The organism is Streptomyces sp. NPDC033178, assembly GCF_055577685.1.
This window is the reverse complement of record NZ_JBVIPT010000013.1, coordinates 232,300-243,501: the sequence shown is the minus strand read 5'-3', so window position 1 is coordinate 243,501 and position 11,202 is coordinate 232,300. Positions and strand designations below refer to the sequence as shown.

Annotated in this window: 10 protein-coding genes; 7 read left to right on the top strand and 3 right to left on the bottom strand. The window is 69.1% G+C overall.

What is annotated here, in order from left to right; all coding sequences use genetic code 11:
- The first annotated feature begins 4 nt into the window (after positions 1–4).
- The 3 genes from ACZ5VQ_RS30370 to ACZ5VQ_RS30360 all read left to right on the top strand — a co-directional run bounded on the left by ACZ5VQ_RS30370 (position 5) and on the right by ACZ5VQ_RS30360 (position 2,887).
- Positions 5–952, top strand: a complete 948-nt coding sequence (locus tag ACZ5VQ_RS30370; protein WP_469107667.1) for an NAD(P)-dependent oxidoreductase — start codon at positions 5–7, stop codon at positions 950–952.
- Positions 949–1,836 carry a sugar phosphate isomerase/epimerase family protein gene (locus tag ACZ5VQ_RS30365; RefSeq protein ID WP_469107666.1) on the top strand — a complete coding sequence of 296 codons (888 nt, stop codon included), beginning with the start codon at positions 949–951 and terminating at the stop codon, positions 1,834–1,836. Before ACZ5VQ_RS30370 ends, ACZ5VQ_RS30365 begins: the two co-directional genes overlap by 4 nt.
- Positions 1,837–2,038: 202 nt before the next feature.
- The gene (locus ACZ5VQ_RS30360; protein WP_469107665.1) at positions 2,039–2,887 is read left to right on the top strand and encodes a sugar phosphate isomerase/epimerase family protein; all 849 of its coding nucleotides are present in this window, start codon (positions 2,039–2,041) and stop codon (positions 2,885–2,887) included.
- Between the two features lie 222 nt (positions 2,888–3,109).
- On the opposite strand, the gene mmsA is transcribed toward ACZ5VQ_RS30360, so the two are convergent.
- Positions 3,110–4,609: a CoA-acylating methylmalonate-semialdehyde dehydrogenase gene (gene mmsA / locus ACZ5VQ_RS30355; protein WP_469107664.1), complete on the bottom strand. Its 1,500-nt coding sequence runs from the start codon at positions 4,607–4,609 to the stop codon at positions 3,110–3,112.
- Positions 4,610–4,970: 361 nt separating this feature from the next.
- Here mmsA and ACZ5VQ_RS30350 point away from each other — a divergent pair, with 361 nt between their 5' ends.
- From ACZ5VQ_RS30350 to ACZ5VQ_RS30335, 4 genes are all read left to right on the top strand, one after another.
- The gene (locus ACZ5VQ_RS30350) at positions 4,971–5,987 is read left to right on the top strand and encodes a sugar ABC transporter substrate-binding protein (RefSeq protein ID WP_469107663.1); all 1,017 of its coding nucleotides are present in this window, start codon (positions 4,971–4,973) and stop codon (positions 5,985–5,987) included.
- 5 nt (positions 5,988–5,992) lie between these two features.
- Positions 5,993–7,066: an ABC transporter permease gene (locus tag ACZ5VQ_RS30345; protein WP_469106742.1), complete on the top strand. Its 1,074-nt coding sequence runs from the start codon at positions 5,993–5,995 to the stop codon at positions 7,064–7,066.
- Positions 7,067–7,070: 4 nt separating this feature from the next.
- On the top strand, positions 7,071–7,985 hold the full coding sequence (locus ACZ5VQ_RS30340; protein ID WP_469107662.1) for an ATP-binding cassette domain-containing protein: 915 nt from the start codon (positions 7,071–7,073) through the stop codon (positions 7,983–7,985).
- Between the two features lie 69 nt (positions 7,986–8,054).
- Positions 8,055–9,074 carry a Gfo/Idh/MocA family protein gene (locus ACZ5VQ_RS30335; RefSeq protein WP_469107661.1) on the top strand — a complete coding sequence of 340 codons (1,020 nt, stop codon included), beginning with the start codon at positions 8,055–8,057 and terminating at the stop codon, positions 9,072–9,074.
- Positions 9,075–9,162: 88 nt separating this feature from the next.
- Here the strand turns inward: ACZ5VQ_RS30335 and ACZ5VQ_RS30330 are convergent, their stop codons facing one another.
- Together ACZ5VQ_RS30330 and ACZ5VQ_RS30325 are read right to left on the bottom strand one after the other, a co-directional pair.
- Positions 9,163–10,182, bottom strand: a complete 1,020-nt coding sequence (locus ACZ5VQ_RS30330) for a Gfo/Idh/MocA family protein (RefSeq protein ID WP_469107660.1) — start codon at positions 10,180–10,182, stop codon at positions 9,163–9,165.
- Positions 10,179–11,183, bottom strand: a complete 1,005-nt coding sequence (locus tag ACZ5VQ_RS30325) for a Gfo/Idh/MocA family protein (protein ID WP_469107659.1) — start codon at positions 11,181–11,183, stop codon at positions 10,179–10,181. The genes ACZ5VQ_RS30330 and ACZ5VQ_RS30325 overlap by 4 nt, the downstream gene beginning before the upstream one ends.
- Between the last annotated feature and the right edge of the window lie 19 nt (positions 11,184–11,202).

Genomic DNA, 11,202 nt, shown 5'->3' with positions numbered 1-11,202 from the left:
TCGCGTGGACGGGCATGTCGTAGTGGCCCTCGGCCCGGTCGACCCGGACACCGTCTGCGGCATCCTCGGCGACCGGGTCACCTTCGTCACCCACCCCACGCCCGACGACCTCGCGGTCGCGGAAGGCGCCATCGTCCGCGCCGACCGCCACGTCGACGAGGACTTCCTCGCACGGGCGCCGCGGCTGCGCGTCATCGCCCGCACCGGAGTCGGTGTGGACCTCGTCGACGTGGCCGCGGCGACCGCCCGCGGCATCCCCGTGGTCATCACCCCGCAGAGCGGCTCACGGGCCGTGGCCGAGGGCGTCCTCGCCATGACCCTGCACCTGACCAAACGGCTGCGCCAGCTCACCGACCTGGTGCGCGAGAACCGCTGGGCCGAGCGGAACACCGTGCCCGTCGGCGACCTCGACGGCGCCACCATGGGCATCGTCGGCTACGGCCGCATCGGCCGCCGCGTCGGTGAACTCGCCTCCGCCTTCGGGATGCGCACCCTGGCGTACGACCCGTACAGCCCGCCCCCGCCCGAGGTGGCCTGCGCCGATCTCGGTGAGCTCGCCGAAGTGAGCGACGTACTGACCCTGCACGTCCCGCTCACCGAGAGCACGCACCACCTGGTCGGCGAGGACCTGCTGTCCCGGGTCAAGCCCGGGACGATCCTCGTCAACTGCGGCCGGGGCGGTCTGCTCGACCCGGACGCCACCCTGATCGCCCTGGAGCTCGGTCGGCTGGCCGGTGTCGGACTGGACGTCTTCGATCCCGAGCCGGCAGTCCACCACCCGCTGTTCGACCACCCGGACGTCGTCCTCACCCCGCATCTGATGGGCATGACGAGCAGGGCCATGGCCCTGACCTTCGTCGACGCCGCCCGCGGCGTCGCGGACGTGCTCGCCGGGCGTCCGCCGGCCGCGGTCGCCAACCCCGACTGGAACCACCGAAAGGCCACGGCATGAACACCCAAGCACAGCGAATCGCCGGAGCGCCCATCTCGTGGGGCGTGTGCGAAGTACCCGGCTGGGGCTACCAGTTGACGCCCGAGCGGGTCCTGAAGGAGATGCGCGAGGTCGGTCTCGCCGCCACCGAGATAGGACCCGAGGGCTTCCTGCCCGGCGAGCCGCAGGCCATGGCGCAGGTCCTCGCCCACCACGACCTCCGGGCCGTCGGCGGCTTCACCCCGCTCCTGCTGCACGTGCCCGGGCACGACCCGCTGCCCGAGGTCGAGACGCTCCTGGAGAGCTACGCCGCGTCCAAGGCCGACGTCCTCGTCCTGTCGGCCATCACGGGGCGGGACGGCTACGACTCCCGGCCCGAGCTCGACGCCGACGGCTGGAAGCTGCTGCTGTCCAACCTCGACCGGCTGACCGCACTGGCCGCGGAACGCGGCGTACGGGCCGTGCTGCACCCGCACGTCGGCACGATGATCGAGAACGGCGACGAGGTCCAGCGCGTCCTTGAGCACTCCTCGATCGCCCTCTGCCTCGACACCGGCCACCTGCTCATAGGCGGCACCGACCCCGCCGAGCTCACCCGGCAGGCACCCGAGCGGATCGCCCACACCCACATGAAGGACGTGAACGCCGCCCTCGCCGCCAAGGTCCAGTCGGGGCGCCTCACGTATACGGAAGCCGTCCGGGAGGGCATGTACCGCCCGCTCGGCGCCGGTGACGTGGACGTCCGGGCCATCGTGACCCACCTCGGTGCTCGCGGCTACGACGGCTGGTACGTCCTTGAGCAGGACACCATCCTCACCGAAGAGCCCGCCGGCAAGGGGCCCGTGGACGATGTGTGGGCCAGCGCGGAGCACCTGCGCACCGTGCTGAGCGACGCACATCTGTGATGTGTTTTTGACGGGTTGCCGAGATTTGCCTTTCGGGGTGGAATCAAAGGGAGCCGGGCCGATGTCAAGCGGCTTGGATTTATCAGCTGTTCGCCGTATTGACGCGGATGAGAATCATCGGAATGGCCTTGATAAGGAATGGCCTTGACGATGACCGTGGCCGGGACGGGTTCCCTGAAATCGTTATGAAGAGGAAACAGGTATGACTACTGAAGACCTGCTGGCCACCTGTTGGACCACCGCGGGCGATGTCGCGCCCGGGCAGCCCGACGGGCGCAGTCCGCTGACGCTGCGGGAGCGGGTGGAAGCGGCGAGCGCCGCCGGGTTCAAGGGCTTCGGCCTGTTGCACGCGGACCTGGTGGAGGCCGAGCGCACGTACGGACTGTCCGGCGTCCGGTCCCTCTTCGAGGACAACGGACTGGTCCACCTGGAGCTGGAGCTCCTGGTCGACTGGTGGGCGGACGGGCCACGGCGTGCCGCGTCGGACGCCGTCCGTCTGGATCTTCTGCGGACGGCCGAGGCACTCGGCGCCCACCACCTCAAGATCGGACCGGACGTCGAGGACCGGCCCTGGGAACTCGACCACTGGGCCGAGGAATTCGCCACGCTGGCTGCGCAGACCGACGGTGTGGGCGCCCGGCTCGCGATCGAGTTCCTGCCCTGGTCCAACCTCAAGACCGTGCACGACGGTCTGCGGCTGGTCGAGACCGCCGGGCATCCCGCGGGCGGCCTCATCATCGACGTCTGGCACACCGAGCGCGCCCACACGCCACCGGCCGACCTCGCGGACGTACCGGCGTCGCGCATCGTCGGTGTGGAGCTCAACGACGCCGACAGTGAGGTGATCGGCACGCTCTTCGAGGACACGGTCCGGCGCCGGCGCCTGTGCGGCGAGGGCTCCTTCGACCTGCCGGGGATCATCTCCGCGCTCCGCACGGCCGGCTGGTCCGGTCCGTGGGGGGTGGAGATCCTGTCCGACACGCACCGCGCGCTTCCGGTGCGGGAGGCCGCCGAGGCGGCGTTCAAGACCGCTGCGGCGGTGCTGAAGTAGCGACGTCGGGTCGGTGCTGAACTAGGCCGCCGGGGCGGCGGGGACGAAACCACGGTCGTCTCCGCCACCCCGGTTTCCGTCCTGCCATCCGCCATCCGCCACCTGCCAGCCGCCGCCCGCCGGGTGCGCGGCTCTCAGGCGTGTACGAGCACTTGGAACCCCGCGAAAAACGCGTCGGGCCGCCCGGAATTCCGGACGGCCCGACGCGGGTGTGCGGGGTGTTCAGTGGTTGCGTGGGAAGCCGAGGTCGACGCCGGTGGGGGCGTCGGCGGGGTCGGGCCAGCGGGTGGTGACGACCTTGCCGCGGGTGTAGAAGTGGGTGCCGTCGTTGCCGTAGATGTGGTGGTCCCCGAAGAGGGAGTCCTTCCAGCCGCCGAAGGAGTGGTAGCCCACCGGCACCGGGATCGGCACGTTCACGCCGACCATGCCCGCCTCGATCTCCAGCTGGAAGCGGCGGGCCGCGCCGCCGTCCCGGGTGAAGATCGCGGTGCCGTTGCCGAACGGGGAGCTGTTGATGAGGGCCACGCCCTCCTCGTAGGTGTCCACGCGCAGCACGCACAGCACCGGGCCGAAGATCTCGTCCCTGTACGCGTCCGAACTCGTCGGCACCTTGTCGAGCAGCGAGAGCCCGATCCAGTGGCCGTCCTCATGTCCCTCGACCGTGTAGCCGGTGCCGTCCAGGACGACCTCGGAGCCCTGGGCGGCCGCGCCCGTCACGTACGAGGCGACCTTGTCGCGGTGGGCGGCGGTGATCAGCGGGCCCATCTCGGAGGCCGGGTCGTTGCCGGGACCGATCTTGATCTTCTCGGCGCGTTCGCGGATCTTCTCCACCAGTTCGTCGCCGATGGCGCCGACGGCGACGACGGCCGAGATGGCCATGCAGCGCTCGCCCGCCGAGCCGTACGCCGCGCTCACCGCGGCGTCGGCGGCGGCGTCCAGGTCGGCGTCGGGCAGGACCAGCATGTGGTTCTTGGCGCCGCCGAGGGCCTGGACGCGCTTGCCGTTGGCGGAGGCGGTGGTGTGGATGTAGCGGGCGATCGGGGTCGAGCCGACGAAGGAGACCGCCTTGACGTCCGGGTGCTCCAGGAGACGGTCGACGGCCACCTTGTCGCCGTGCACGACGTTCAGCACGCCGTCCGGCAGCCCCGCCTGCGCGAACAGCTCCGCGAGCCTGACGGACGCGGAGGGGTCCTTCTCGCTGGGCTTGAGCACGAAGGTGTTGCCGCACGCGATGGCCAGCGGGAACATCCACATCGGCACCATCGCCGGGAAGTTGAACGGCGTGATGCCGGCCACCACACCCAGCGGCTGGCGGATCGAGGCGACGTCGACCCGGGAGGCCACCTCGGTCGACAGCTCGCCCTTGAGCTGCACGGTGATCCCGCACGCCAGGTCCACGATCTCCAGGCCGCGCGCGACCTCGCCGAGCGCGTCGGAGTGGACCTTGCCGTGCTCGGCGGTGATCAGCTCGGCGATCTCGTCACGGTGCGCGTCCAGCAGCGCCCGGAACTTGAAGAGGATCGTGGACCGCTTGGCGAGCGAGGAGGTGCCCCAGGTCGCGTAGGCGTCCTTCGCGGCGGCGATCGCCGCGTCGACCTCGTCGACGGTCGCGAGGGGGGTCTGCTTGGCCTGGATGCCCGTTGCCGGGTCGTACACAGGGCTCTGACGTCCTGAAACGCCCTCCGCGGGCTTGCCGTTGATCCAATGGGCGATGGTCTTCACGAGGTTCCTCTCACATGGGTGGGCAGGCCGATTCACAGCCGCTCCATAGCGATCACATTGAGCAGGCCGGTATCGCGCGAGTGATTTATTGAGCGCTCGGCCAGACACGAGGACCCCTGAATCGGAAAGGCCGACAGTGACCCCGGCCATTTCAGGTGTAGATGGCACACGGAACCGTCGTCAAGGAGATGTTCTACCGTTTTCCCTTGATGGGTAAATGATGCCTTTACGTATATTGACGCTGAGGTGCTACTGGGGCTTGTATCCCGTCATAGGCAACAGCCGTGTTAACGGTATGTGACCGGAGCCTCTGCCCGGTCGGGCGCTGCTCCTTTCCCCTGCACAGTGAGGTGCCGGCAAGATGAACCGCTCTATCCACCCCCGTTCCCGCAGAATCGCCCTCGTCGCCGCGGCCGCCGCGGCGGCCCTGATAGTCACCGGTTGTTCCAGTGACTCCGGTGGCAAGAAGGCCGAGGAGGACACGGGGGCCGCGTCGGCCGGCAAGGCCGACACCCCCCGCATGAAGGTCGCGATGATCACCCACGCGGCCCCCGGCGACACCTTCTGGGACACGATCCGCAAGGGGGCGGAAGCCGCCGCCGCCAAGGACAACGTCGAGCTGATCTACTCCAGCAACCCCGACGGTGCCAAGCAGGCCAACCTGGTCCAGAACGCGATCGACCAGAAGGTCGACGGCATCGCGGTCACCCTGGCCAAGCCCGACGCCATGAAGTCCACGGTGGCCAAGGCCAAGGCGGCGGGCATCCCGGTCGTCGGCTTCAACGGAGGCGTCGACGACTGGGCGGAGCAGGGTCTGCTGGAGTACTTCGGCCAGGACGAGTACGTCGCAGGCAAGGCCTTCGGCGAGAAGCTCAACGGTGTCGGGGCCAAGCACAACATCTGCGTGATCATGGAGCAGGGCCACGTCGCCCTGGAGGCGCGCTGCAAGGGCGTCAAGGAAGGCTTCAAGGGCAAGACGGAGATCCTCTACGTGAACGGCACGAACATGCCGTCCGTGAAGTCGACGATCACCGCGAAGCTCAAGCAGGACTCGGCGATCGACTACGTGGTCACCCTCGGTGCCCCGTTCTCGCTGACCGCCGTGCAGTCCGTGGACGACGCGGGCAGCAAGGCCAAGGTCGCGACCTTCGACCTCAACAAGGACCTGATCGGCGCCATCGAGGACGGCGACATCCAGTTCGCGGTCGACCAGCAGCCGTACCTGCAGGGCTACCTCTCGGTCGACTCCCTGTGGCTCTACAAGACCAACGGCAACTTCAGCGGTGGCGGTCAGGCGCCGGTGCTGACCGGTCCGGCGTTCGTCGACAAGTCGAACGTCGAGACCATCGCGAAGTTCGCCGCGAAGGGCACTCGGTGATTTCCATGTCCCAGGCAACGGCACCGGCGACGAGCTCCTCGTCGCCGGCTCCGCCGGCCGCCCCCAAGGACGGCCGGACCTCACAACGGTCCCTGTCCCGCAGGCTGGCGGCCCGCCCCGAGATCGGCGCACTCATCGCGGCGATCGCCGTGTACGTGTTCTTCTTCGCGGTCGCCTCCCCCTTCCGTGAGGCCGGTTCGCTGGCCAACGTGCTCTACGAGTCCTCGGTGATGGGCATCATGGCCCTGCCGGTGGCCCTGCTGATGATCGGCGGCGAGTTCGACCTCTCCGCCGGTGTGGCCGTGACGACTTCGGCGCTGACCGCGAGCATGTGGAGCTTCCAGCTCTCCATGAACGTGTGGACCGGCGTCATCGTCGCCCTGCTGGTGTCCCTGGCGATCGGCGCGTTCAACGGCTACCTGCTCGTACGCACCGGCCTTCCCAGCTTCTTGATCACACTGGGCACGTTCCTGATCCTGCAGGGCGCGAACCTCGCCATCACGAAGATCTTCACCGGGAACGTGGCGACCGACTCGATCAGTGACATGGACGGATTCGACCAGGCCAAGCAGGTCTTCGCGTCCGAGATCAGCATCGGCGGCGTCGATGTGAAGATCACGGTGTTCTACTGGTTCGTGTTCGCGGCGGCGGCGACCTGGCTGCTGCTGCGCACCAAGTTCGGCAACTGGATCTTCGCCACCGGCGGCAACAAGGAATCGGCCCGTGCGGTCGGTGTGCCGGTCACCTTCACCAAGATCGCCCTGTTCATGGGGGTGGGGGCGGGTGCCTGGTTCGTCGGGATGCACATCCTGTTCTCGTTCAACACCGTCCAGTCCGGCGAGGGCGTGGGCAACGAGTTCCTGTACATCATCGCCGCGGTCATCGGCGGCTGCCTGCTCACCGGCGGCTACGGATCGGCGATCGGCCCGGTCATCGGTGCCTTCATCTTCGGCATGGTCTCCCAGGGCATCGTCTACGCCAACTGGAACCCCGACTGGTTCAAGGCCTTCCTCGGCGTCATGCTCCTGCTCGCCGCCCTCGTCAATCTGTGGGTCCGCCGCCAGGCCACCCGGAGGTAAAGCCATGACCACCAACCCCATCACCGCCGACGGGCCGGTCTCATCCAACGGGACGGCCCCCAAGAACACCGCGCCGGCGGACGGCCCACCCACCGTCGAGCTGAAGGGTGCGGGCAAGGCCTACGGCAACGTCCGGGCCCTGCACAGCGTGGACCTAGCGGTGTATCCCAGCCAGGTGACCTGTGTGCTGGGTGACAACGGCGCCGGCAAGTCCACCCTCATCAAAATCATCTCCGGCCTGCACCAGCACACCGAGGGCGAGTTCCTCATCGACGGCCACCCGGTGCAGTTGAGCAACCCGCGCGAGGCCCTCGACAAGGGCATCGCCACCGTCTACCAGGACCTCGCCACCGTCCCGCTGATGCCGGTCTGGCGGAACTTCTTCCTCGGCTCCGAGATGACCAAGGGCCCCTGGCCGATCCGCCGCCTCGACATCGAGCGGATGAAGGAGACCGCCGACACCGAACTGCGCCATATGGGCATCGTCCTGGACGACCTCGACCAGCCCATCGGCACCCTCTCCGGCGGCCAGCGCCAGTCCGTGGCCATCGCCCGCGCCGTCTACTTCGGCGCCCGCGTCCTCATCCTCGACGAACCCACCGCAGCCCTCGGCGTCAAACAGTCCGGCGTGGTCCTGAAGTACATCGCCGCCGCCCGCGACCGCGGCCTGGGCGTCATCTTCATCACCCACAACCCCCACCACGCCTACATGGTCGGCGACCACTTCAGCGTCCTGCGCCTGGGCACCATGGAACTCTCCGCCGCCCGCGCCGACGTCAGCCTCGAAGAACTCACCAACCACATGGCCGGCGGCGCCGAACTCGCCGCACTCAAACACGAGTTGGCCCAGGTCCGCGGCGTCGACGTCGAAGAACTCCCCGAAGAGGCAGAGCTTCAGGTCGGGGCGCAGCGCAACTGACCCTCGTCCGAAGGCAACTGATCCTCAGTCACAGGACTGATCCGCAGGTATGGGAGAGACACTGCACATATGTCACCTCAGGGAGTACTCGGCGTAGCAGTCATCGGCACCGGCAAGATGGGGGCCGATCATGTCCGAAGGCTCCAGCACGTCATCAGCGGGGCGCGGGTGACCGCAGTCGTGGACATCGACGCGGAGCGGTCCAAGGCCCTCGCCGACTCGCTGGACGGTTGCACGGCGTACACCGAAGCCGCGGTCGCGCTGGCCGCGGATGACGTGGACGCCGTGCTGATCGCGTCTCCCGGGCCCGCCCACGAGGCGGCCCTGCTCGAAGCCCTCGGCCGTGACCTGCCGGTCCTGTGCGAGAAGCCGCTCACCCCTGACGCGGCCTCCGCGCTACGGGTCCTGGAGGCGGAACAGCGGCTCGGGCACCGCCGGGTGCAGGTGGGCTTCATGCGCCGGTACGACTCCGAGTACGTGAAGCTCAAGCAACTGCTCGACGGCGGGGAACTGGGCAGGCCGCTGATGGTGCATCAGCGGCACCGCAACCCCTCTATGCCGTCGGGGTTCACCACCGAGATGCTCATCAACGACTCGGTGGTGCACGAGATGGACGTGACCCGCTGGCTCCTCGATCAGGAGATCACCGCGGTCACGGTCCTCAAGCCGACTCCGTCCTCACTGGCGCCGGAAGGCATGAGCGACCCCCAACTCGTCCTGTTCGAGACCGAGTCGGGGGCTCTCGTCGACGTCGAGATCTTCGGCCACTGCGGCTACGGATACCAGGTGTGGGCCGAAGCCGTCTGCGAGCGGGGCGTGGTGGGCATCGGTGACGAGCACGGACCACGGCTCAGCGCCGACGGCCGGTGGGGCGGCCGCGTCACACCGGACTACATCGAGCGGTTCGAGGACGCGTACGACCGTCAGGTACGGGCCTGGGTGGACGCCACCCGGCGCGGCGAGGTCACCGGGCCCAGCGTCTGGGACGGATACGCGGCGGCCGCGGTGTGCGAGGCGGGCGTGCGGGCCCAGCAGGAGGGCCGGCGCGTCGAGGTCGAGCTGATCGAGCGGCCCGACTTCTACCGGTAGACGGCAGATCTGCAGAGGTATGGATCGCACAACGGGAGAACGGGAGAGGGCGGTGCCGGAAGGCACCGCCCTCTCCCGTTCGTTCCTCTCAGCCCGAGGTCGGAAGGACCGTTCGCGGCCGGGGCGAGAACCCGGCCCCCTCGTAGCAGTCGTCGATGAGCCGCATGGTGGCGAGCGCGTCATCGGCGTCCAGACGCAGCGGCGCGCCCCTCCGCAGATGGGCCGCGAAGGCTTCGAGCTGGTAGGTGTACGAGGACCGGCGACCGAGCATCTCGGTGCGCTCGCCCGAGGCCGTGCGGACCAGGACCCGGTCGTCGAGATGCGGTTGGACGAAGTTCGTCGCCGTGGCCTCACCGAGGGAGCCCACGATCCGGTAGCTCATCTCCCACTCGTGGTACGCCATGTGGCAGCGGGCGGTACCCGTGACACCACTCGGGAACGCCAGCTCGGCGTCCAGCCATTCGTCGACTCCGGGCGCGCCCGGCCGTTCCCCGCCGCGAGCCGCGACGAGCCGCGGTGCGCCGCCCGCCCAGGGCGCGAGCACACGCTGGGCGTGCAGGCTGTAGCAGCCCAGGTCCATGAGCGCGCCGCCCGCCAGCGGATGCGACCAGCGCACGTCGTCGTCCTCGGGCGCCGGCATGAGCATCGTGGTTTCCACGTGCCGGAGTTCGCCCAGTTCCCCGCTGTCCAGCAGCTCGTGCAGGCGCCGGGTGACCGGGTGGAACAGGTAGTGGAAGCCCTCCATGAAGGCCGTGCCCGCCTTCGCGACGGCGTCCCGGACCTCGATGGCCTCCTCCGTGTTGCTCGCGGACGGCTTCTCCGTCAGCACGTGCTTGTCCGCGGCGATGGCGGCGAGGTTCCAGGGCCCGTGCAGACCGTTGGCGAGGGGGTTGTAGACGACCTCGACCTCGGGGTCGGCGATCACGTCGGCGTACGAGTCCAGGACCCGTTCGACATCGTGCTCGGCGGCGAAGGCCTCGGCGCGGGACCGGTCGCGGGCGGCCACCGCGACGAGGCGGTGGCCGGTCACACGGGCAGGGCCGACGATCGAGAGCTCAGCGATCCGGGCCGCGCCCAGAACGCCTATCCGTAGGGGTTCGTCCGTCATACCTTGCGCACCTCTTCCAGTCGTACGGGCCGGCGCTCGTGCAGCGACAGCGTGCAGGCCTCGGCGATCCAGCTCGCTTCGAGGGCGTCGGCCACGGTGCAGGGGGAGGGGCGTGAGCCCGCCACGACCTCGGTGAACGCGGTGAGCTCGGCGCGGTAGGCGTCGGTGAACCGGTCCATGAAGAAGTGGTGCGGGGGGCCGGCGGGGAAAGTGACTCCCGGCTCGACGGACCGCAGCGGCAGCTTGTCCTCCAGGCCCACGGCGATGCTGTCCTTCATGCCGTGCACCTCCAGGCGGACGTCGTAACCCCGGGCGTTGTGCCGGGAGTTGGAGATGACGCCGATCGTGCCGTCGTCGAAGGTGAGCAGTGCGGAGGCGGTGTCGACGTCGCCCGCCGCCGCGATGTAGTCCGCGCCCCGGTTGCCGCCGGTCGCGTACACCTCGACGACATCGCGGCCGGTGACCCAGCGCACGATGTCGAAGTCGTGCACGCTGCAGTCGCGGAAGATGCCGCCGGAGACGGCCACGTACGCGGGGGGCGGCGGCGCGGGGTCCAGGGTGGTGGACCGTACGGTGTGCAGCAGTCCGAGTTCGCCGCTCACCACGGCCGCGCGCGCGGCGACACAGCCGGCGTCGAAGCGCCGGTTGTAGCCGATGTGCACCTCGACTCCGCCGCCTTCCACGGCGCGCAGCACTTCGAGGCTCTCCTCGATGCCGAGGGCCACGGGCTTCTCGCAGAAGACCGGGATGCCCGCCTTGACGGCGGCGAGAATGAGCTCGGGGTGTGCGTTGGTCGCGGCGGCGATCACCACTCCGTCCACGCCGGCGGCCAGCACCGCGTCGGGGGAGTCCACCGCCGTGGCCCCGAACCGCTCCGCGGCGGAGGAGGCGGCCGCGGCCACCGGGTCGGTGACCACCAGCGAGTCCACCGTTTCGAGTCCTGCCAGGGTTTCCGCGTGGAACGCGCCGATCCGGCCCAGCCCCATGATGCCAATACGCATGAGAATCTTGCTCCTTCAG